Raw genomic sequence first — 22,485 nt, 5'->3', positions numbered from 1 at the left:
CCAGAACACTGGCTGCTCTCGGAATATCATGCTGCTGAATTTTTAGTAATGTACTACAAATAGTTCCACCTCATTTAATAGTCTTACGAATTAGTATAACTCGTCCAATTGAATATGGCACGATGGTTCTATTGTCATTTCTTTATTGAATACGATATGATTGAAAAGATTACAAAAATACTGGGAGGTAAAATGGAAGATATTATACTGTGGCTTAAATACTTGTTTCTAGGGTTTGTTCAAGGGGCAACTGAGCCAATCCCCGTCTCTTCGAGCGGCCATTTGATCATCGCACAGAAATTGCTAGGCTTAAAACAAAATGGGCTATCATTTGAAATCTTAACAAATACGGCTTCACTAATCGCGATTTGTTTTATTTTCCGTAAAGATATCGGAAGATTGATCACTGGATTCGTTCAATTTATTCTGACCCGCAAAGAGGAATATAAGTCAGATTTCCTGTTCTCTTTGTACATCATCATCGGTACCTTGCCTGCGGTAATCGTTGCTTTACTCTTCAAGGATCAGATTGAGGATATCTTCTCGTCAGTTCATACCGTATCCATCGCCTTGCTGGTTACAGGGGTAGCTTTATGGTTGATCCGTAACCTTCGCGGCCGTAAACAAGATGGTGACTTAAAAGCGAAGGATGCAGTTATAGTCGGACTTGCCCAAGCAGTCGCCCTTATTCCTGGGATAAGCCGCTCTGGTGCAACTGTCATCTCTTCCATCGCTGTGGGAATGAAGCAAGAAACTGCTTTACGCTTTTCTTTTATGCTTTATATTCCTGTCAGTTTGGGCGGACTTGTTATGGGTGCATCTGATATTGCCCACGATCCTAACCGCTCGCAGCTAGCAATTCCATACTTGATTGCATTTATTACTACACTTATCGTTACTTATTTCTCCATGCGCTGGTTTATGGGGATTATGGCTAAAGGTAATTTGAAGTATTTCTCTTATTACTGCTTCTTAGCTGGGATACTTCTCCTCATCTTTATGTAAGACATAACTTCAATTAAAAAACCTCATGACAATCTCTGAAATTACAGAGAGAGCCTGAGGTTTTTTTATACTATTTCAACATGGATATTACTTCATCGCTCGACCGGATCTTACCTATACGAGGGAAGATAGTTTTGCATACATAATCATGCTCTTCTTTTACCATCGCGGTCATAGCGTCTTCTACAAAAACTTGATGATAACCAAGCTGATAAGCTTCTCTTGCAGTAGTATCCACACCAATCGAGGTAGAAATACCACATAATACGATCGTATCTATTCCGCGGCGCCGTAACTGCAAATCAAGATCTGTACCGAAAAATGCCCCCCACTGCCGTTTGGTAATCAGATGTGCATTTTTGATATTCGCTAATTCTGGCACGATGTTGTCCCAACCTTCTGGATAGGTGACAGAATTCATTTGTAAATCAGTTTTAGGTTTAAGCATATCTTGCCCATCTAGCCATGACACCCTCACTAGAACAACAAATCCTCCTTTCTCCGTAAAGGATTGAGCTAATTTGCAGGCATTCTCAACCACCTGAGCACTTGTATGCGGCCCCTGCTTTGGACTGAGGACAATTCCTTGTTGCAGGTCGATCACGACTAGCGCCGTTTTACTTGCCTCAATACTTTCAGATACTAAGCTTGTTAATTCTTCCATGGTCTTCTCTCCGATTACTATCAATTTTGTGTACATCTTAAAATAGACCCACTGTTAGTTAGTTTAATACAACAATTACCCTATATTACCCAATAGGTGTCCCATTAGGTAATTTAATATCTGGCTTCAAGAGAACCACATCCCCTTTATCCGGTATTCCTCCAAGAACTAATACTTCTGATAGGAAACCCGCTATATTTCGAGCAGGGAAGTTAACTACCCCAATGATTTGTTGCCCTACAATCTCTTCAGGCCTATATCGTTTAGTAATCTGTGCACTTGATGTTTTGCTTCCGATATCGGGTCCAAAATCAATTTGGAGTTTAATCGCAGGTATTTTTGCTTTTGCAAAAAACTCCGCTTTAATAATCGTTCCAACACGAACATCAAGTTTCAAAAAATCATCAATAGTTACCATTTCCCATCCCCCTATACATATTTCCGACTACTCATTTACTTATTTTGAATGTAGTACTTTAAAGATTTCGACCAAAAATACATTCCCATACCGAGTAAGGTTATTATGCCGCCTAAAAGCTGGAATAATGACATAGTTTCCCCTAATAATAGGTATGCAAGGACAATGGCAAGAACAGGCTCACCAATAATCCCAACCGAGACAGTAGTTGCTCCAATCGACTTTAACAAAAGGTTAAAGATGTATTGACCAAAAATAGTTGGAATTATTGCAAGAAGCAAAAAATAAATCCAATCTGATGAAGCATAATTAATTAATGAGACATTATTTATCAAATTGTACACGAGCATAACAGTACCACCAATAAAAAAGACGAAAATGCTGTATATATTTGCATTGATTTTGCCGCTTACTTTTTGCCCGGCCAACAGATAGACTGAAGCGCAGAATGTGCCAATTAACGATAAAGCATCGCCGATTAGTGCATCTTTCGAAACCCATATGTCTCCCCATGCAATAACAATCGAACCTAAAAGAGCAACAATCAGGCAAAAAACGGTTAGCAGGTTAACATGTTCTTTGAATAAAAAGTAAGACCCCATCATAACAAATAGCGGCTGTAACGATAAGATCACCATGGAGCTTGCAACTGAAGTATAGACCAATGATTCCATCCAGAATAAAAAGTGTAACCCTAGAAATAGGCCGGATAAAACAACGATGGCCCAATCTTTTTTATTCATCTCAGCAGAACGAGCCATTTTCCCAGATGTAAAACAGAGCATGATGATTACAGAAATAAACAGTCTATACATCCCAGCCACTGAAGTAGGTGTATCTGAAAGTTTAATCATAATTGAAGAGATAGAAACGGACAAAATACTAATAAATAACAGAATAAACGGATGAAATAGTATAGACGGTTTATTTGAACTAACCATAGTTCCTCCAAAATGTGTGACAATCCCTGTGCACAGAATTGTATGATAAGTCTAGGCTGGATATAATAATATCATCGCCAGGGTCTATATTGTGCAACTATATCTTTAATTTATATTGAAATATCGTCAAATAAGGAGAATAAGCACTTTGAAAAAGCAATTACACGAAGCCATTCAATTTCCTGATGATTCATTTCCATACATCCTGTACACTCATACCAATTATGAATCTATTCCTAATGGCAGAGGGGTTAACGATCTACATTGGCACCAAGAACTACAAATTACTTTAGTGACCAAAGGGAAACTAACCATACAAGTTAACGGAATCAATTATGATTTAGAAACAGGTCAGGCCATCTTTATTAATAAGAGCGTACTTCATATTGTTACATACCTTAGCCAAGAGGGTGAATATGTTAGTTTTAACTTCCCAGAGAAGTTACTTGCGTTTTATTCTGATAGTGCAATGGAAAAAAAGTATGTACTACCGTATACCAATTCATTCTTGTTAAGTTTAGAAATCAAAGGGGATAAGGACTGGCATAATCAAATCCTACAAATTCTTTGGGATATGAAAAAAGAATTTGAATCGAAAAAAAAATGGGGATGGGAGTACGAAGTTTCTATCAAAACTGCCCAGTTATGGTTAATCCTTATATCAAATTTTTCTCTATCCTCCGAGGAATCGTCTAAATATAACAGACTCCAGCAAGAGAGACTACAATTAATGCTTAGCTTTATTCACAAAAACTATTCTAATAATTTGACATTGAAGGAAATAGCAGATATAGCACATTTAAGTGTATCGGAGTGCACTCGAGGTTTTAAAAAAAGCATCCATATGACTCCGTATTTCTACTTAATTAAATATCGCATTAATAAAAGCTGTGATTTGTTAATAGCAACTGACTACACGATAACTGAAATCGCACAGCGAGTTGGTTTCAATAACGCAAATCACTTTATCCAGTCTTTTAAAAAACACTTAAATATAACTCCTAAGGAGTTCAGAAAAATTAGAAATGAACGAACTTAAAAAACAACAAAAGCAGAGTCGATCGCTTTGGCTGACTGCCAAATCGTGTTTATTGAGCTATCGTTCTCCGTTAGCGTAATTTCGAAGTCCTTCGTAAATCTCGAATTTATTTCCAAGACACAAGCTTAATGTTTTCATTTTCTAATAGTCTATGATTTCGGGATCGCCTTATAAACGATATTCCATTCTCTTTTCCAATAATGTTACGTCTATATCTTCAACCTTTTCGTCCTGCATGAATTAGTGTTCAATTCTCCTATATGATAAACTTGCAAGAAGTTATCTGCTATTTATCTATTAATAAAGGAGCGGAAAAATGATATGGGCAAAAAGAAAAAAACATTACCCGCCAATTTTGCCGAGCTGGTTAAAACGAATGATATATCTGCCTTAAAAGAGGTATTTGAGCTATGCGAATGGGATGCCCGCGGGGGTTACAGCAAAGGTACCGCCCTCAGCTTCCGGCAAATACCGGATGAAATGGTTTCCTGGCTTGTGGAGCAGGGTGCTGACATCAACGCTGCTGACAACTATAAGCGTACCCCTCTTCATGCTCAGGCTGCAACCTGGTCCGGAAATGTCCCCTTACTCCTTGAGCTAGGTGCAGATATGGAAGCTCTGGATTACCAGAATGAGACACCGCTGCACTCAGCAGCAGCTTCTTACAAAACAAAAGTAGTGCGGGATCTGGTGGAACGCGGTGCAAATGTCCATGCAGAAAATAAGCGAAAAAACACACCTCTCGCCAAAGGATTATTACAATGCCGGAATATCGATATAGTTCACATGGCAGAAATCTCGCGAATTATGCTGGATGCAGGTGCAGCAATTACGCCGGAGATGAAGGAATCCGTGCGGCGTATCGGCAAGGATTTTGAATTCGTCAGAACAAATTACAATAAAGATCGACTGGATGAAACTGCAAATGCTCTCCTGGAGCTGTACCGGCAATTTGATGTCGAGCCTATAGCGAAACTGGAGAGACATGACGGAATTTCTCCCATCAAGGTAACGGCAGCCGCATGGCCCGCACAGCACCAAGAGCTGTGGGATTTTCTTGTCCCTGCTTCAGGACATGCGACAACGGTGCAGGGTGAGGTTATCCGCATCACAGGGCGGGTGTCTCATGAAATACTTAATAATGGCGGAGGAAACTGGGATGCCGATTACCGTAAAATGCTGGATGCACTGATACGGCATTTTAGCACGGGCACGCCTTTAACGCCCGCCCTTCTTCAAGAGGCAGCTGCACTCGCCAAGCGGTTCCGCAACATTGCTGGCAATGAGCAACCAGCCAGATTATGCGAGCTGGCGGTGCAATGGGTACTTGCCAATCCTCAGCCCATTTCTATGACACAACCCGATTATTCCCGTTAAGTCTTCTATATGAATATTCATGACAACATTAACCACCGTAAAAATAATCCAGAATCCTTAACGTTGTCAATTATCTAACTAAAGAAAACACAGAAACGCCCCGAAGAAAAAAACTTCGGGGCGTCGATTTACATAATTCTAGATCCAACAAGTTTTAAGGATAATGACGAGAAGAATGTAAAGCACAAGAATCGTACCCGTTGATGTCCAAGGATTAATACAAACTGGAGCCTTTTTTTGTTCTTGAACGCCCCCAACACAATTATATCCCATTTTAATCCCTCCCTAATTACTTTTTTTTTTAATTTCACAACAGCATATGACTATGTATCATCAAATGATTGGGCATTAAACAACTTTGTCGCTTGTATCTAAGCCTATGATTCTATTCATTTTCTTTAACTTGACAAGCATGAGTTACTGTATGCTAATATAGACAAATCAATAACGTTGATATATCATCTATTATTCAATTAGGAGAGATCATATGGATTCAAGAGAACCTTTAGGTTTGGTCATTCGAGATTTGCATTTAGAAATAGCAAATTATTTAACAAAGTTACTTGCTCCTTTTCGACTTGCACCTGAACAGCATCTACTTATGGCTCTGATTCTTGAGAAAGAAGGTCTATCTCAGAACGAGATTGCTGCTAATCTTGGTAAGGACAAAGCCAGTGTTGCCAGAATGATCGCCAGCTTAGAGAGCAAAGGTTACATACGCAAAGTAACAAGTGCGCAAGATCGCCGAGCGGTAAATGTATATGTAACAGAAGAAGGACGGAAATTAGAGAATACTATAAATGAGGTGACGGTCAATTTAAACGAAATTATCGAGTCAGGATTATCTGCTTCAGATTACTCAACGTTAAAGACTTTGCTAACACATGTGCTGAATAATGTAAGAGATGCTTAAAGCATTTCTCTCCCCCTTATAGTTGATATCATCTATCCTGTAAAAATAATCCGAATCAAAATACTGAAAAGAGGTTCATCATTATTATGGAATCATCATCAACTGTTCAAGTTAAACGTCCAGCCCTCATGGCCTTCTCGCTTATGTTAGGTGCATTCGTCGGGCTATTTAGTGAAACCGCCTTAAACATGGCTTTTACAAATTTAATGGATGAATTTTCAATCAACGCCTCAACGGTTCAGTGGCTAACCACAGGATATTTACTTGTATTAGGTATCCTCGTTCCAATATCCGCCCTATTAATGCAATGGTTTACCACTAGACAATTATTCACCGCTTCCTTGCTATTTTCTATTATCGGTACTTTAATTGCTGCCCTCTCCCCTAATTTCAGCTTATTATTAATTGCACGATTAGTGCAAGCCTTAGGGACAGGGTTATTGCTTCCATTAATGACCAATATTATTCTTATTATTTTCCCTGCACATAAACGCGGAACTGTCATGGGAATGATGGGGCTCGTTATTATGTGTGCACCGGCCCTTGGACCTACTCTATCTGGTTTAATTGTAGATCATTTTGGCTGGGAGTATATCTTTTGGATAAGCTTACCTTTATTGTTATTTACATTAGGTTTCGGATTAACATTCATCAAAAATGTAGCCAACATCACAAAACCTAAAATAGATATTTTATCCATCTTGCTTTCTACGCTTGGATTTGGTGGAATCGTCTTTGGTTTTAGTAACTTTGCTGATCATTCTTTGAGTGAAATCATTGTTTTGTTGCCTCTTATTATTGGTTTCATCAGCTTAATCTTGTTTGTATTACGGCAATTTAAATTGGAAACCCCAATGCTGAATTTACGGGTATTTAAATATCCCATGTTTACGATAGGTCTTATAATGCTCTTTTTAGGAATGATGATCATTTTATCTTCTGCAATTTTATTACCTTTATATTTAAAAGGAGGTTTATTGTTATCGGCCACAATGGCTGGTACTCTACTTCTTCCAGGCAGTGTTATTAACGGGGCTATGGCTCCAGTTACGGGTAGAGTATTCGATAAATACGGTCCGAAATTATTGCTGCCGCTTGGATTTTTTATCGCAACCATTGCTGGTTTTCTATTTACAAGAAACTCTACTGAAACCAGTAGCCTAACCTTTATATTAATACACTGCGCAATGTTTATCGGATTAGCAATGGTCATTATGCCCGCTCAAACCAATGGGTTAAATCAATTACCTGTGAAATACTATCCGGATGGGGCTGCTGTTATGAGTACACTTCAGCAAATTGCAGGTGCTCTTGGTACAACGTTCGCTGTTACGCTAATGTCTAGCGGACAAACACGATTCGCAAACACACATCCAACCGCTGCACAGCCTGAAATATTAACCGCTGGAATTACACATGCTTACTTATTTATCGCAGTAATTGCAGGTATTGGATTTATTATATCGTTATTTGTGAAGCGTATTCGAGTGTATTGATTTGTATGTTAAAAAGACAGTGGGCATGAACTGCCCGCTGTCTTTTTTTTAAAGTATAACCCTAAGGCTTTAACTCATATGTTTTTCATAAAAAACTAATGTTAAGTTGTCATTTATTTTTTTGGTTTCCCCCGTGCTTCTATACCCTAACTTTTCATATAAATAGCAATTCCTTTGCTCCTGTATAATACTATCCAGCTCCCATTTCTTTGATGCTGACCCGATAAGTTTTATTATCCTTCTTAACGATGCGGACACCGCCCACAGCAATATCAAAATACTTAATCATATAATTATCTGCAAAAGACTGATTAATTCGATCCCTTATTTGTTCCACAGTTTCATTGGCTGGGCTGGTTTCATAATCTTTATATTTCTCCAGCAATGGCATAAAGGCTTTAACTTGCATTTCATGAATAAACGCTGCGTCGCTTGCGTCTGCTTTACATAAAGAAATCTCCATAAAGTTATCCCCCTCCGAAAGTTAGTTAATATATAAGCTGTCAGATATTCTTTTTATCCTCCGGTTTAGAGGAATCTCTAAAAGAGCCCAAGATCCCCGTAAACAGTCCAATTAATCCTATAAAAACACCTATCCCCTGACCACCCTCATAGGCTAATATCACAACTACTCCAAACAATGTAATGTGAAGACCAAAAAGCTGAGTTTGTAGGACACTAGGCCGGATAAAATCTAATAATGCTCCTGCGTGAAACATTACAACAACTAGCACAATTAGAGCGGTTAAGATCCATAATCCTAAACTAATCATCCTTACCTCCATTAAGATTTATTATTCACTAGGCACTCCTGATTTGAAAAAAGACACTTGAGCCTCCCGGCTCCAGCGTCTCATCTTGTTGATTTATGGTCTGTTTTTGGGAAGGATATAGAGCGTTCCGTCTTCTTTATATTCAGCATAGGCAATATCCTCAATGTAATTATAGCCCTGCTCTCTGACGCGTTCCTGAATCTGCTCCTTGTTCATCGATCTGCCCCGCATGGACTCTTCCAGTACCCTGCCTTTATCAATAACTGTTATGGAAAAAGCAGAAGACTGCTCAGCTTCAGACTTGCGCATAACCGATAGAGAGCCGTTCGTTTCAAGCAGAGCATACCGTACTTCACTTAGGGAAAAGATATTTTGTTGCCTCAGCATGAACAATAGTTGGGTATACTCAATATCGTATTTCTCCAACAAATCCTGATTCACTTTGCCATCGTCAATTAGCAGCACTGTCCGGCCTTCCGCCATGTTCCCGAATTTCACAAAATGGGTGGTCACCTTTTCGAACAAATAAGATAATGCGGTCCAAACAAAAAGAGCAAACAGCAGATGCCAGATCTTCACCTCATCATCATATATCGTATTGCCGACAATTTCACTTAAAATCAATGAAGACAGAAAATCGAGTGGTGTCAATTGACTAAGCGTCTTGCGGCCGGTAATAAAGGTAATGATCCACAAACCAAAAAAGCTGATGACCAATTTGACGCCTATAGTTACAAATATCTCCATTGCTGCACCTCCAGATGGGACTCGCGCAGGCACGTTGCCCTTTTTACACGAAATCCATTCATGAAAGGTATTACACACTCCTAGTGGGGTATAAACAGCAAAAGATACTCTCTGCAACTTGCCTATGTTGGGATGGTTATAAGGAATGTTGTCCCTTTGCCTTTTTCACTATAGACTTCAATATTTCCTTTCACTTTATCGACGGTACTGTAGACCATAAGCATACCCAGCCCCGTCCCTTCTGCTTTAGTAGAATAATATGGTTTACCGAGTCGCGATATTTCATCTTTAGTCATGCCGACTCCGTTATCTTTGATACTGATCATAATATTTTGCTTTTTTTCAAATATATCGATAAATAGCGTTCCGCCATCGGTTTCCTTCATCGCTTCTATACCGTTTTTATATAAATTAATTAGACACTGCTGAATCTGGTTCCGGTCATAATTTTTATTTAAGGAATTATTAAAATTGAATTGAACATCTACTTTGTGCATGGTGGCATAAGGCATTATGATATTTTTAGTATATTCTGATTCTGCCTTCATATTGGAGTAAACCATGTTTTCAGATTGTGGCTTGGCAAAGGAGAGATAATCACTTACAATTTTTTCTGCTCGCTGTAGCTCTTGTAGAGACAACTCTACAAATCCCTTTTCCTCTGGCGTCATTGTTTTAGATTTATTTAATAGCTGCAAAAAACCACTAGTCACTGTAAGTGGATTTCTGATTTCATGGGATACACTTGCCGCTAGCTCGCTGACGACATTTAATCTTTCCGATTGGACAATCCGTTCCCGATTTTTAATATTAGATATAATTTTTTCAATCAAAATCATAATGACACTCATCACCCCAACATGAGTCGTCAAAGCATTTAATGAAAGAATCCAAAATTGCCTGTCTAAAGAATCCTGAACCAAACCTAAAATAAACAGATAAACCCCCATAATTAGCAAAGCAATCAGATTTGCCGCAATCACACGACCTTTCGATGGTAATTTTAAAAATCTGTTTTTATATAACGGCACCAAAATCAGAATCGCCGTCGCAAATAGAAACGAATAAAATACGCCATCTCCACCCACATAGAATCTGTACGCATTCAAAATAATATATAGAGGAAAAACATTCCTATATCCTCCAAAGAGTGCCACAATAATAAACGGAATGTACCTTAAATCAAAAATATAGCCAATTTCTAGTCTGATAGGTTTAGCGATACAGAGACTCATGGTCACTGCTGACATAAAAACGAGAATCAATCTATTGTAGGAATAGGCCCGATTCTCAAAAAATATCAGAAATGTTAATACTGGAAAAAGCAAAAACAAAAAATTCAAAAGTAGGGTTTCAAACAAGAGATGACTTCCTTTCAGCCTTTTGCTGCGTAAATGAATATATTCAAGGTTATATTAAGGGTTTTAGATCATTACCTAAGCTAACATTATAAGTCACAGTATTGACTATACACTATGTATTTCTCAACCATTTTTCAAATAATCCCAAAAAATCATACTATAGAACCACAATTAGCAAAAAAATACAGACATCTGAAGTCTGTGTGGGGTCATCAATTTTCGTATTCCTGAATATCTACCTTGTAAACTGTACCTTCGTAGTTTTTATGGCTGGAAATGAATCATTGAATTTGTTTTACACAGAAAACAGCCATCCCCTCAGGATGGCCGGTTTTTAATTCACTAAAATCCGTTAACTGTGATATGGAGCGGCGCCTAATTTAACTTCGCTCGGATCTCCACTTTTGATCATAGCAATGGAGACAGCTATAAGCAATATTTTCCGGTGAATAAATAAGTACTACAGCCTAAAAACAATTTGATCTCCTGTCTCATTGTTCTTGAAGGGTTTACCATATTTCCTGAACTCTAATGTAACGCCTGAAGGATCGTCAGAAAGCGGTGGAGAAATCACGTAATTATAAGAAGCTTGTCCGGTTGAACTTCCGCCATTCGTCATTCGACTATCATATTCTTCTCCTATAAACAGCTCGAAAAAGCTATGGCTATGAGAATTTGCTGGAAGCTCAGTTGTCATGTCCCAATCTATATTAAGGGTGACCACACTAGCATTACTGTATTGACGTATAGAGGTCAGTGTATAAAATAATTCATCTTTCTCAATTGATTTAAGAACTGCAATATGTTTTCTAAAATCAATTGGCTCAACCATCGGTTTAAAATGATCTTCACTTAGCAATGTCCCAAATACCGCTTTCAAAAAATCCTCATAGAGCTCATAATTTTCTGCCCATTTAGAGATAGATTCAAACGGTGGGAATCCTGGATTATTATTCGAGATTTCCTTTCGTTGCTTGATCAATGCACATATTTGCTCGTCGATATCCTTAATTTGCAGATCGTAATGTTCAGTTGGTCGTACAAACGGCATCCTTTTCATTTTGAACCTCCTTTTTGCACAAATGCAAAAGAAATCTCAGCTTCACATACCAGCTCACTATTTACTGTTGCGATGCCTTTGCCTTTTACAATCTCACCTTTCATCCGATTGACTTCGAATTCGAGAAGAAGCTGATCCCCAGGCGTTACTTGGCGCTTAAAACGGGCATTATCAATGCCAACTAATAACCCTATCTTGCCCATCAGCTTTTCGTTTTTGCACATTGTGATTCCTCCTACCTGGGCTAATGCCTCCACAATTAAAACACCTGGCATAACAGGATGCTCAGGAAAATGGCCGCTAAAAAACGGTTCATTAATGGATACATTTTTTATACCTACTGCTCTCTTGTTCTCCTCCAACTCAATAATTCTGTCCACTAAAATAAACGGATACCGATGAGGAATAAGTTCTACAATCTGCTGTATATTTAGCATAGTTCCCGTCTTAGCCTCCTAAAATACTTTTTGGGTAATTTTAACACCAGAATAGATTTTGTACTACTCAAAAATACCAAAGCAACTGGCCTATAACATCACTTCTGGAGAACCAAAAAAACAACGGCAGCCCTGAACTAGTAAATAAAGTCCACGACTGCCGCTTTTTATTGATCTACTATATCCTGTTAGCTTAAGATTCAAACTCAATTAACAAACACCTGTGTCTTTCTCCCTGCTTCAATTCGTTCAGTGAATTTTCCGCCAGTGTATTCCTCTATTACCTTTTTCCAAAAGCGTTGTGCGGGCTCATTATTATCTATTTGATAAACTTCCCATTGCCCCTTATGTAAATTAAAAATATCTTTTGCAACTAGTCTACCTAATCCTACTCTCCGATACTTTTTTATAATAAAAAACTCTGCAATGGAAAAGTATAAATCATCATCTCTATTTTTTAATTTGACTAAAACGAATCCAGCATTTTTCTCATTCAGAGTTAACAGATATGGGAAATTCGACTCTTCTGTCCAGTAATCGTTGAGAGGATAATCATTAAATTTTCCGTTTTCTTCAAGGTGCAAATCCATATACTCGGAGAAATCATACATATAAAATTGCATTAGGTTGTTGAGGATTTCTTTTTCTTCAAGGGTCGCCCTTTTAATTTGATAGTTCATTTAATAATCATCCCATATCTATATTTTATCTAATTAGTAACGGAATCTTCTATTTTCTCGGATAAGTTTCTTCGCATCCTTTTGAAATAAAATGATTGTTGTTGTACGCTTCAATGGATTGATTCCCAATTACTTTGCAGTGATATGTTACCACTCAAGAATACTCTCTTTCAACTTTACAAATTTTTACTTTGTAATTTTGGTACCATTCTTTCTTACCTTTCTCCTGAGCAACTTTGTGAGATTGATGCTGTTTCCAGTTACTAATCGCCTCTAAGCTCTCCCAATAAGAAATCGTAATACCCGCTCCTGAAGAATTCCGGACACTTTCCACTCCTAAAAACCCTGGTTGCGCGGACGCAAGCTGCTCCATTTTTTCAGCCATAATGTTATATCCGTTATCCCCCTCCGTACGTTGACTTGAAAATATGACTGCATAATAAGATCCGTTTGATTCATGAACCATTCCGCTCAAACTCCCCTTTAATCGTAGATGTTTTTATATAAAACAGATTATACTATTATAATTAAGATAAAAATAATGAATATTAATTATTAGTTTAATGAATTTTTTTCATATATTATTGAGGAGAGAAATCATTATGAATCTTTTAAAATATCAGATTTTCAGTAAGGTAGTTGAGATTGGCACTGTGAAAATAGGTACTTTCTCTAGTGTATCGATCCAATGGATGCCCCAAATCATTAAACAATTTCAAAATCAGTTTCCACATATTGAAATAAAACTACTTGATGGTAACTACTCTGAAATAGAAGAATGGATTGCCGATGGAACCGCTGACTTGGGATTTGTAAATCTGCCTAGTAAGTATACTCCCCGAAATGATTCTGTCACATCTCCCCGACAATGTATGTTATCGCCCATTAGAAGGAGAGCATTATCGTTCTATTGGCATTGCAGCCGCCTCCATTAAAAATGCCTCTCCAGCGGCAAAAAAACTAATTGAATTCATAACACAATGGATCACCCAACGTGCCCAGCCCTCCGCATTACCGTGATTTATGATATGACTCAACGCGCTGTCTGTAACAGCAAGCTTTAAGGCTATCCTTCGTAGAGTAGTCCTTTTTTTTATCCAGCATTGACGTTAGCGTCAGGGGAAACGATTCTTTACTATGTATCTTTTGCGTAATTCACAACTCCCGGGACACGATAATTTGTACAACATAGAGAACAGCCTGCTGGCTGTTCTCTATCGCTGTCTGCCTTAGAAGCACGTGAACGAGCTAATCCGATTCAAATCAATGCCGAAGTACGACCAGAAAAAACCGTTCCATCTGAACCCTGCAATAGAATTACGTCCGACGAATACCGGAAAGAACCAGAATTGCTCGCCGTTGTTCAGCCAAATGTATGTGTTGCGGAACAGGCAGCGTCTGATCCCGCCGGGATCAATGGCAAATGTGGTAGACGTCATTTGCGGCACGAATTGCGGTGGAGGAGCCGTCGGCGCTTGAACGCCTCCTGGTGCACCCCCCGGAAATTGTCCGGGGGTTCCCGGAAACCCTGGTCCCCCGGGTCCTCCAGGTCCTCCAGGTCCTCCGGGTCCTCCCGGCATGCCAGGTCCGCCAGGTCCGCCAGGTCCGCCCGGGAATCCTGGAAATCCTCCGCCGGCTCCCGGTGTTGGAAAAAATCCCATATGTGATCGCTCCTTTCAATGAGTAGGCATAATCATCATATGCATTCGTGGAAAGGGCGCTTGGGCGCAATGGGCGTTTTTTCAAAAAATGAAAATCAACAATAAGATCTAACATAGGCAATATCAAAAAACTAAACTTGCTCCTACTTATAGTACGGTTCAACGCATCATAAATAAACTAAGCCAATTACACTCATCAGCACCTGCTGAATTAATTCCGTCCACGTCACCTTGTTAAGTTTTCAACTTTAACGTTAAATCGTCACTGATTAGATGCAGAAGCTTGGTCAGCCTTCACACAATCAATAGCGACAACAAACGCAATCATGAGCGTTTCCATCTCATCATTCAATATTTGAACCTTATAGCTATCACCCCAAGTGAACCACTCTTTGTTCACTTTACCGATGACTACACCACGCTGTAAAACCTGAAAATCCATGTCCCACCAGTTACCATGTACCTCAATGTCAGCCGCATCAATCGTATAACGTGCTTTAAAGAAAGAAAACTCCTTCTTAATCGTCAACACCTCTCGACCATCTACTTCTACAAAAAACTTTGGTAAAAAACTGAACACTTTTTTCGTAATAAGTGCAACTTCATCTCTTGTTGTATTCATAATAGAGAAAGTCTTGGGAATTTGCATAAAACTGCCCTCTACGTAATAGACATCTTGCTCCTGCTGATTTTTTACCGTGAATTTACCACTTAGACTGAATACCTTTTGTTTTATATAAAGTTGCTTCATTCTAAGCCTCCTATCGCTCCTTAGTTAACATCATTTAAGAGAAATGTTATAGTTGTTTTGTCATAATAAAGTCTATTTGTTCCTCATCACCCATATAAAAAGAATGAGTTCCTGTATGAACAAACTTCATTTTTTCATAAAAGCTAATGGCGTTCTTATTTTTATCCCAAACCCCCAGCCAAATCTTCTCTTTATTACATTGTATCGCTATTTCTATAGCTTTATTTATTAGATATTGCCCAAGCCCCTGTTTATGAAATTTTTTCCTAATATAAATCCTCTCGATTTCAAGCGAATCATTGCCCATTACTTCAGATTGAGCATCATCGGTGTTAACCTTTAAATACCCAGCTATTTCTTCATTAAAATAAATAAAATAGAATTCCGATGAGCTATCCGACAATTCTTTTTCTAATTGTTTTAAGTTAAATGCTCTATCCAAGTAGGCTTTCATATTTTCAGGTGAATTCTGATTACTAAATGTCTCATTAAATGTTTCAACACTAATTCCTTGAAGTGAACCTAAATCTTCGAACGTGCACTTTTTTATATTTATAGCCATTGTGTTTTCTCCTTTTAAAATATCAATTTACAAATAAACTCTTATTTTGAGCTCCATTTATATGGTGTTATGCAGATGTGACAGGAAAATAGTATACCATAATTGTTGTATTTGCAACAAAAACTAAGTGTTTTCCATTCATTCCACCTATTAGCGTATTGGCGTAATCAGTCTCTATGCGGCAGTCAGGACTCCAAAAGTGGAAGCGAACGAGGTTTTTGGGGTTCGATGATGGATGGCGGTTACTTTCGGACCCAGATGACGTTATTTGCGAATATTTCGGCTTTGGAGCAAGGGTTCGGACTCCAGTGCAGTTATTCCCCCGAAAAGGCTGCTTTCGGGGTGTTTTTCAGGCCAATAGCGACTATGCGGTCCGTTAGAATTCCAGAAGTGGGATATGACGCGTCTAAGGGTCATCTGAGTCCAATAGATGCTTCCGGGTGCGCAAATGTGATCGAAGAAAGCGTGACTTAAAGGTGATGATAGCGGAAGTGAGCCAACTTTGAGAAATCGGTGATGAGAATGTCAGCGTGGCTTGGGGGTTCGATGATGGAGAATGTCAGCGGGATTTGGAAAATCGGTGATAGCAGTAGCAAACGAAGGTTGAGGATTCGGGGATAGAGAAAGCGAGCGACGTTTGGAGTTCGATGATGGATGACGGTTACTTTTCGGACCCAGATGACGTTATTTGCGAATATTTCGGCTTTGGAGCAAGGTTTCGGACTCCAGTGCAGTTATTCCCCCGAAAAGGCTGCTTTCGGGGTGTTTTTCAGGCCAATAGCGACTATGCGGTCCGTTAGAATTCCAAAAGTGGGATATGACGCGTCTAAGGGTCATCTGAGTCCGTTAGCCACTTCCGGGTGCGCAAATGTGATCGAAGAAAGAGTAGTTTTTGGGGGATAGCGGAGGTGACAAAATTAGAGTGTTCGATGATGGAGAATGTGCGCGAGGTTTGGGAAATCGGTGATAGCAGCAAACGACGTTTCTGGATTTGCGGATGGAGGAAGCGAACGACGTTTCTCGATTCGCAGATGGAGGAAACGAGCGACGTTTGGGGTTCGATGATGGAGCAAAAAAAAATGAGGTGCCCCAGTAGCCATTTTCGGCTTTTGGGACACCCATCCTCTCCGCAGTGCGCATATAGCGCGGTATGGTGGACTGGTCAGAGCCCGGTTAAAGCCATCTCATAAATCTTTTTTTAGATAGTTTAATCTGATTATGTTCGGCCCATGCGGTTAGTTCTTTCATTCCCTTGTATTCTTCGTCAAGAAAACTAAAACATAATCTATAGGGAGGAAATTTGTGATCTACAGGTTTAATGCCTATTACGGGTATGAAATAGCCCTTTACATAAATATTCTCAATTTGTTTCGCTTGAATTTCTTTGTTATCTACTAGTATAGAGTCTGGAAGAATCCGAACCTCAATGAACTTTCTAATCGTAATGATCCTATAGAGCAATATGATTACAACAATCAGACAGAAGGTCAACCATATATAACCAAAATAAAGTAATACTTTATACTCCATATTATTTCTGGCATTTAACAGTAGTATGCTACTTGAAAAAATCATAGAAAACAGAAGCGACATTAACGACGGACGACTCACCTTATAAGCTCCTATATTTTCCATAACCCCCTCACTTTCTCAGACTATTATAGCTTACTATATTTCATAAATTATGGATATGGCACCTCTTTTTAATCCACTGGAATCTCAATCACCTTGTTATATTCCTTCATATAATGTATTCCTTCTATCAGAATATTTTCAGGTTTCGTTTGTGTATCAAATAATAAGGTGCGTTCCTTCATGAGTTTACCGTTGTTTTGTTCTGACTCTTTTTGATTAATTGTTGTTTTTAAAGCCGTGTTTTCGCCAGCATTTTCTATAGACACACCATCCAGCATTACATCCTCATCTGTAGCAATAGTTACTTCAATCCCTTGAGCGGTATTGGACACATCCTTAATCCATAATTCTTTATCCCCCAGTAGAATCGGCTCATTACTATCAGCATTTAGAGGATACTTCTCTTCCAGCTTCTGATATCCAACAAACTCTTTAACAACCAGCTGCAATGAATGTAGTTCTTTTGGCAAGGTGTCATAACGAATATCAAATGATCTCCCACCCAGCGAGGTTTTATTGCTACTACCTAATATTTCTACAGGCTTTCCATTGGCAATTAATTGAATGCCTTCTAGCCCTAATCTTATTCGATCGAAATTCTCGACATTCATACTCCCTTTAATCACTGTCATGGTTGGTGTGGCCGTGATCGATTTGAAGGTAATTGATCCTTTGTCGGCTTTGACCTTTTTATTAATCGACTGTTTGATCTGAGTCACCATCGCTTGATTTGGATTATAAGAAAACGTTATGCTCCCTTCACTCATCTGCCCTTTCTGTAGAGGTCCCCAGTAATGAAGTGTTAGTTTTTTCGAAAATGGGCTTACGCTATCAAATGTCATCGTGCCTTTTATTTCTGTATGTTCGTCATTGTTTAAAGATACACCACTTCTTATGTTGGAATTCGTGAGAAACCCTTCTATTTTAGAAGGACTAAAATGATCTCCCGTCTCCTCTAGTCCCTTAGGATTGTTTAACGTGTAATACACAATAAATTGATTGGCATCTGCCATAATTCCGTTAATCTTAAGTTCTGTTCCATCTGCTAACGTCGTCTTTTTGTCTATGCTTTGTCCCATTCCTTGTTCATTGAGTTGTTGTAAAGTTCCCTCTAGCACCTCATCAAAACCAAATAACTTTTTTCCATAATAAGCGAAGGCATTATAGCTGTTTCCAGTAACCACTATCACTAATAAGATGACGGCTGCAATCTTCCAGAGGGGGGAGCTTTTTCTTTTTATTCTTTTTGGGGGTGCCGAGTCTAAAGCATTTCTTAATCTCATTTCTAAACCCTCAGGTGCAGTTATGGACTCTAAATTCCTCTTCTCATCCACCAATCGTTGTTCGACGTTATCGTTCATCAACATCACCTCTGTAATGATTTTTTAGCGTTTGTAATCCATTGTAGATTCTTGATTTAACAGTTCCGATCGAGACCTGTGTAATGTCAGCTATCGTTTGATAATCGAGATCATGAAAATACTTTAATTGAATTGCTTCTCTTTGCTGCTCGTTCACATGTAACAATAACGCCTGCATATCCATTTGCTGTTCACTTTTATGATAAGGATCGCCTGGTGCAACATGGACGCTTTCCATCTTATCATTGGAGCTCCAATCCTCTAATAACACCAGTTTGCTTCGCTTATGAAGCTGCCTTTTGCAGCCATTTACCAAAATCGTTTTACTCCAGCTGTAAAAAGACTCCTCTTTCTTAAGTTGATCAATCTTCTCGTATAACGTAACTATCATTTCCTCCATGGCATCCATTGCATCTTGCGCATTTCCCATATAGCTGTACGCAAGCCTATAAAAAACATCTTTTTCAGACATAATTAAGTGCAGCAAAACTTCTTTATTTCCTTTTTTGGCTTTTTTCACCAATCGTATAACATCCATGCCTTCACCTCTCTCCCCTATATGAGTCAGGAGCACTGTAAAAAGTTCATCTTCATAAAAAATTTTTATATATTGCGAACTATTCAATCCACCTAAACTGTAATATTAAGGAAAATTTCACTCAGACATACCCAAATCTAGTTGATTTTAAACGCTTCAATGTAATAGAATGAACTAATCTAAAAAGAAAAGGATGGGCATAAGCAATGCCGTTTAAAGAACCTCGTACCCTCAGTAAAAGATCCCTGCTATTCTTCTCTCTCATTATGCTTGTAAAAAGCTATTTTGCCTGGTATTTTCTATTTGAAGATGGCCCTACTTGGACCACTTGGCTTAAAGAAATCCCTTTTGTACTTCTAGTCTTTTGCTTGATTGAATGGTTCGCTACGAAACGAAAAATTGCAATTTACATGCTTGTCAATGTGTTGATTACTACTCTATTTTTCTCATTAATTGTATATCATAATCATTTTGGCATCATTGCTACTTCGCAAGTATTAGATCAGGTCAAACAAGTGGGAGCCGTAAAGAAAAGTATATTTTCGGTCCTTCGTCCTCAATATATGCTTATCTTTGTGGATATCATTGTCATCAGCTTGGTGATGTTTAGAAAACAGAAAGCACTGGATTGGAAAAAAGCCATGTCGCGCAAAAGTAACCGTAAAGCGGTGGCAGTCCTGTTCTGTATTTCCATCATCATTTGTGCAATGAATATTTTTCCAAACCGTGCCAGTATGAACGAAACGATTAAAGCGGAGCAAATGGGCATTCTTAATTATGAAGCCTACTCTCTGCTAGCTGATCAAGAGGAAGAACAAATTGACGTCTCTGAGATTACGCAATCCACTATTGATAAAACCAAAGGAATTCAAGCGATCTCTAACCCGGTTTTATTTGGAGCCGCCAAAGGAAAAAATCTAATCATTCTGCAAATGGAGTCTTTCCAGAACTTCTTAATCAATCTAAAGATTGATGGACAAGAAATCACACCAAATATGAACAAGCTTGCGGCCAGCAGCTTCTACTTCCCGCGTTTCTACCAGCAGGTTGGACAAGGCAACACTTCTGACGCAGAGTTTATTGTAAACACTTCTTTTTATGTACCACCTGATGGTCCAGCTACCCAAATGTACGCTCCTAAAGAGCTTCCAAGCTTACCCAAGCTGCTGCAAGCACAAGGTTACGATACGGCAACATTCCATACGAACGAAGTCGACTTTTGGAACCGTGGTGAGCTTTATAGTGCTTTGGGATTCAATCGTTATTATGATAAAACTTACTTCGGGGAAGAAGACACAGTATTTTATGGCGCTTCTGATGAAGTTTTGTATGAAAAAACCGCTGCAGAGCTGGCAAGAATGGATCAGGATAACCAGCCCTTCTACTCCCATGTAATTTCGATGTCATCTCATAACCCGTTCTCCATCCCAGAGGATAAATACAAAATGACACTTCCAGTGCGATTCGAAGGAACGCTTGTTGGCGATTATATTCGGGCTCAGAATTATGCTGATTATGCGCTAGGACTTTTTATCGATGAGCTCAAACAAAACGGAGTGTGGGATAACAGCTTGATCGTATTGTACGGGGATCATCGTGGGCTGCCTATCTTCTCTCTAAAAGAGGATGATCATCTCCTACTGGAAGAGATTCTCGGCCATGAATATTCGGAACGTGAATTGATTAATATTCCGTTGATCATGTCAGCGACAGGGATTACAACACCTAGTGTAAAAGAACAGCTGGGCGGGCAAGTGGATATTTTACCTACCGTATCTAATTTATTGGGTGTCTCTCTTACAGATCATATTCATTTCGGACAAGATCTCTTGAATCAATCAACATATAACTTACTTCCACAACGGTATTATTTGCCAACAGGATCTTTCGTAAATAACGAAGAGCTCTTCTTATCCGGCAGTGGCTTCGAGGATGGCCAGCATTATACTTTATCTGGTAACGGCGATCAACCTCTGCAATCCACAGAAGACGAATTCGAGCGTGCCTTACAGCTGCTCCATTTGTCAGACAGCTATGTTACACAGCTACCGGATAGAGTTATTGAAGAATAAGCTGCAATGTACAGCAAAAAAGACTGTGCTCGCCAAATCGGTGAGCGCAGTCTTTTTCTATAATGGTTATTATTTTGACTCTTTAACAACTAGTTTAAGCGGTGCCGCAATCAGCTTTTCTACGGTTTTGCCTTCTAATACATCCTTAGCGGCTTGAATGGCTAGTTGGCCAATTAATTCAGGCTGCTGAGCAACGGTTCCTGTTAATTTACCAGCTTCGATGGATTTAAGTGCATCTTCATTTCCATCAAAACCAATCACAGGGATATTCTTGCCTGAACTTTGAATGGCTTCAATGGCACCTAGCGCCATTTCATCATTATGAGCGAAAACTGCTTGTACGCCAGGATTTCCTTGTAGAAGGTTCTCCATAACGGTCAGGCCTTTCGTACGGTCGAAATCAGCCGTTTGCTTAGCAATGACATCTAGCTGGCTGTCCGCAATTTCATGGAATCCCTTACCGCGTTCCCGAGTCGCTGACGCTCCTGGGGATCCTTCTAGCTCGATGACCTTTGCACCTTTCCCAAGCTGCTCTACAATATATTCTGCCGCCATAGAGCCACCCTTTACATTGTCAGAGGCAACTAGAGCTTTGATATCCCCTTGATCTGCGGAACGGTCCAACGTAACGACGGGAATATTTAAACTGTTAGCTGTTTGCACTACCGTCGAGATCGCTGATGAATCTACAGGATTGATCAATAACGCATTCACACCTTTTTGCATCAAATCTTCGACGTCATTACTTTGTTTAGCAGAATCATTTTGGGCATCAATGACAAGGACTTCCAAGCCTTGCTTCTTAGCCTCGGCCAAAACACCATCTTTAACGGATACAAAGAAGGGGTTATTCAATGTAGATATGGATAATCCAATCTTCATATTCTCCATGCTTCCACCACTGCTAGGCTTAGCCCACTCTGGAGGCTCCAAGGAACATCCTGTCATGAGAATTAATAGTAAGGAAGTAAGAATCAAAGTTAACTTTTTCATG

The 22,485-nt window shown here is 39.1% G+C and carries 24 protein-coding genes and 2 pseudogenes; 7 read left to right on the top strand and 19 right to left on the bottom strand.

Going from position 1 to position 22,485, the window contains the following annotated elements; translation table 11 throughout:
• Positions 1 to 192: 192 nt before the first annotated feature.
• Positions 193 to 1,005, top strand: coding sequence for an undecaprenyl-diphosphate phosphatase (locus MHH49_RS21595; protein ID WP_036688882.1), 813 nt, complete (start codon positions 193 to 195; stop codon positions 1,003 to 1,005).
• A gap of 70 nt (positions 1,006 to 1,075) precedes the next feature.
• Here the strand turns inward: MHH49_RS21595 and MHH49_RS21590 are convergent, their stop codons facing one another.
• The 3 genes from MHH49_RS21590 to MHH49_RS21580 all read right to left on the bottom strand — a co-directional run bounded on the left by MHH49_RS21590 (position 1,076) and on the right by MHH49_RS21580 (position 3,028).
• Positions 1,076 to 1,669, bottom strand: coding sequence for a hydrolase (locus MHH49_RS21590; RefSeq protein ID WP_036688884.1), 594 nt, complete (start codon positions 1,667 to 1,669; stop codon positions 1,076 to 1,078).
• Between the two features lie 85 nt (positions 1,670 to 1,754).
• Positions 1,755 to 2,087, bottom strand: a complete 333-nt coding sequence (csaA, locus tag MHH49_RS21585; RefSeq protein WP_038572193.1) for a chaperone CsaA — start codon at positions 2,085 to 2,087, stop codon at positions 1,755 to 1,757.
• 35 nt (positions 2,088 to 2,122) lie between these two features.
• The gene (locus tag MHH49_RS21580) at positions 2,123 to 3,028 is read right to left on the bottom strand and encodes a DMT family transporter (RefSeq protein ID WP_076297665.1); all 906 of its coding nucleotides are present in this window, start codon (positions 3,026 to 3,028) and stop codon (positions 2,123 to 2,125) included.
• A 148-nt stretch (positions 3,029 to 3,176) separates the two neighbouring features.
• Between MHH49_RS21580 and MHH49_RS21575 the strand changes: the two genes are divergently transcribed.
• Positions 3,177 to 4,067 carry an AraC family transcriptional regulator gene (locus MHH49_RS21575; protein ID WP_076297666.1) on the top strand — a complete coding sequence of 297 codons (891 nt, stop codon included), beginning with the start codon at positions 3,177 to 3,179 and terminating at the stop codon, positions 4,065 to 4,067.
• 321 nt (positions 4,068 to 4,388) lie between these two features.
• Complete coding sequence (locus MHH49_RS21570) at positions 4,389 to 5,444, top strand: ankyrin repeat domain-containing protein (protein ID WP_076104981.1); 1,056 nt, start codon at positions 4,389 to 4,391, stop codon at positions 5,442 to 5,444.
• 138 nt (positions 5,445 to 5,582) lie between these two features.
• Here MHH49_RS21570 and MHH49_RS21565 read toward each other — a convergent pair whose 3' ends face one another.
• Positions 5,583 to 5,663 carry a YjcZ family sporulation protein gene (locus tag MHH49_RS21565; RefSeq protein ID WP_232061537.1) on the bottom strand — a complete coding sequence of 27 codons (81 nt, stop codon included), beginning with the start codon at positions 5,661 to 5,663 and terminating at the stop codon, positions 5,583 to 5,585.
• Between the two features lie 268 nt (positions 5,664 to 5,931).
• On the opposite strand from MHH49_RS21565, the gene MHH49_RS21560 reads away from it, so the two are divergent.
• Positions 5,932 to 6,357: a MarR family winged helix-turn-helix transcriptional regulator gene (locus MHH49_RS21560; protein ID WP_076100224.1), complete on the top strand. Its 426-nt coding sequence runs from the start codon at positions 5,932 to 5,934 to the stop codon at positions 6,355 to 6,357.
• 77 nt (positions 6,358 to 6,434) lie between these two features.
• Positions 6,435 to 7,853: an MDR family MFS transporter gene (locus tag MHH49_RS21555; protein WP_370510567.1), complete on the top strand. Its 1,419-nt coding sequence runs from the start codon at positions 6,435 to 6,437 to the stop codon at positions 7,851 to 7,853.
• Between the two features lie 69 nt (positions 7,854 to 7,922).
• On the opposite strand, the pseudogene MHH49_RS21550 reads toward MHH49_RS21555, so the two are convergent.
• The 8 genes and pseudogenes from MHH49_RS21550 to MHH49_RS21515 form a co-directional block, all read right to left on the bottom strand.
• A pseudogene (locus tag MHH49_RS21550) lies at positions 7,923 to 8,316 on the bottom strand (GNAT family N-acetyltransferase).
• A 40-nt stretch (positions 8,317 to 8,356) separates the two neighbouring features.
• Positions 8,357 to 8,626: a hypothetical protein gene (locus tag MHH49_RS21545; protein WP_076100221.1), complete on the bottom strand. Its 270-nt coding sequence runs from the start codon at positions 8,624 to 8,626 to the stop codon at positions 8,357 to 8,359.
• Positions 8,627 to 8,719: 93 nt separating this feature from the next.
• Entirely contained in the window at positions 8,720 to 9,373 is a 654-nt protein-coding gene (locus MHH49_RS21540; RefSeq protein WP_036688901.1) for a DUF421 domain-containing protein, read from the bottom strand.
• Between the two features lie 122 nt (positions 9,374 to 9,495).
• Complete coding sequence (locus tag MHH49_RS21535; RefSeq protein WP_036688904.1) at positions 9,496 to 10,734, bottom strand: ATP-binding protein; 1,239 nt, start codon at positions 10,732 to 10,734, stop codon at positions 9,496 to 9,498.
• 460 nt (positions 10,735 to 11,194) lie between these two features.
• Positions 11,195 to 11,794 carry a chorismate mutase gene (locus MHH49_RS21530; RefSeq protein ID WP_076100216.1) on the bottom strand — a complete coding sequence of 200 codons (600 nt, stop codon included), beginning with the start codon at positions 11,792 to 11,794 and terminating at the stop codon, positions 11,195 to 11,197.
• Complete coding sequence (fabZ, locus tag MHH49_RS21525; RefSeq protein ID WP_076104987.1) at positions 11,791 to 12,231, bottom strand: 3-hydroxyacyl-ACP dehydratase FabZ; 441 nt, start codon at positions 12,229 to 12,231, stop codon at positions 11,791 to 11,793. The genes MHH49_RS21530 and fabZ overlap by 4 nt, the downstream gene beginning before the upstream one ends.
• A gap of 206 nt (positions 12,232 to 12,437) precedes the next feature.
• Complete coding sequence (locus MHH49_RS21520) at positions 12,438 to 12,911, bottom strand: GNAT family N-acetyltransferase (protein WP_036688911.1); 474 nt, start codon at positions 12,909 to 12,911, stop codon at positions 12,438 to 12,440.
• Between the two features lie 154 nt (positions 12,912 to 13,065).
• On the bottom strand, positions 13,066 to 13,377 hold the full coding sequence (locus MHH49_RS21515; RefSeq protein WP_341138471.1) for an antibiotic biosynthesis monooxygenase family protein: 312 nt from the start codon (positions 13,375 to 13,377) through the stop codon (positions 13,066 to 13,068).
• Between the two features lie 124 nt (positions 13,378 to 13,501).
• On the opposite strand from MHH49_RS21515, the pseudogene MHH49_RS21510 reads away from it, so the two are divergent.
• A pseudogene (locus tag MHH49_RS21510) lies at positions 13,502 to 13,931 on the top strand (LysR family transcriptional regulator substrate-binding protein); the annotation flags it as partial.
• A gap of 209 nt (positions 13,932 to 14,140) precedes the next feature.
• On the opposite strand, the gene MHH49_RS21505 reads toward MHH49_RS21510, so the two are convergent.
• The 6 genes from MHH49_RS21505 to MHH49_RS21480 all read right to left on the bottom strand — a co-directional run bounded on the left by MHH49_RS21505 (position 14,141) and on the right by MHH49_RS21480 (position 19,506).
• Positions 14,141 to 14,572, bottom strand: coding sequence for a collagen-like protein (locus tag MHH49_RS21505; RefSeq protein WP_341138470.1), 432 nt, complete (start codon positions 14,570 to 14,572; stop codon positions 14,141 to 14,143).
• Between the two features lie 262 nt (positions 14,573 to 14,834).
• On the bottom strand, positions 14,835 to 15,323 hold the full coding sequence (locus tag MHH49_RS21500) for an LURP-one-related/scramblase family protein (RefSeq protein WP_341138469.1): 489 nt from the start codon (positions 15,321 to 15,323) through the stop codon (positions 14,835 to 14,837).
• Positions 15,324 to 15,369: 46 nt separating this feature from the next.
• Positions 15,370 to 15,885 carry a GNAT family N-acetyltransferase gene (locus MHH49_RS21495; RefSeq protein WP_341138468.1) on the bottom strand — a complete coding sequence of 172 codons (516 nt, stop codon included), beginning with the start codon at positions 15,883 to 15,885 and terminating at the stop codon, positions 15,370 to 15,372.
• A gap of 1,173 nt (positions 15,886 to 17,058) precedes the next feature.
• Positions 17,059 to 17,520, bottom strand: coding sequence for a hypothetical protein (locus tag MHH49_RS21490; protein ID WP_076105271.1), 462 nt, complete (start codon positions 17,518 to 17,520; stop codon positions 17,059 to 17,061).
• 68 nt (positions 17,521 to 17,588) lie between these two features.
• Positions 17,589 to 18,881: a DUF4179 domain-containing protein gene (locus MHH49_RS21485; protein WP_341138467.1), complete on the bottom strand. Its 1,293-nt coding sequence runs from the start codon at positions 18,879 to 18,881 to the stop codon at positions 17,589 to 17,591.
• Positions 18,871 to 19,506 (bottom strand): sigma-70 family RNA polymerase sigma factor, encoded by a 636-nt coding sequence (locus MHH49_RS21480; protein WP_370510948.1) that lies wholly within the window; start codon positions 19,504 to 19,506, stop codon positions 18,871 to 18,873. The genes MHH49_RS21485 and MHH49_RS21480 overlap by 11 nt, the downstream gene beginning before the upstream one ends.
• Positions 19,507 to 19,625: 119 nt before the next feature.
• Between MHH49_RS21480 and MHH49_RS21475 the strand changes: the two genes are divergently transcribed.
• Positions 19,626 to 21,491 carry an LTA synthase family protein gene (locus MHH49_RS21475; protein WP_038572228.1) on the top strand — a complete coding sequence of 622 codons (1,866 nt, stop codon included), beginning with the start codon at positions 19,626 to 19,628 and terminating at the stop codon, positions 21,489 to 21,491.
• Positions 21,492 to 21,560: 69 nt separating this feature from the next.
• On the opposite strand, the gene rbsB is transcribed toward MHH49_RS21475, so the two are convergent.
• Entirely contained in the window at positions 21,561 to 22,484 is a 924-nt protein-coding gene (gene rbsB / locus MHH49_RS21470) for a ribose ABC transporter substrate-binding protein RbsB (protein ID WP_036688935.1), read from the bottom strand.
• Position 22,485 lies beyond the last annotated feature (1 nt).

Origin of the sequence: Paenibacillus sp. FSL F4-0122 (genome assembly GCF_038002845.1) — a bacterium.
Taxonomy (GTDB): Bacteria; Bacillota; Bacilli; order Paenibacillales; family Paenibacillaceae; genus Paenibacillus_AQ; species Paenibacillus_AQ odorifer.
Note: the sequence above shows the minus strand (reverse complement) of the source record. Positions and strands in the feature narration are given on the sequence as shown.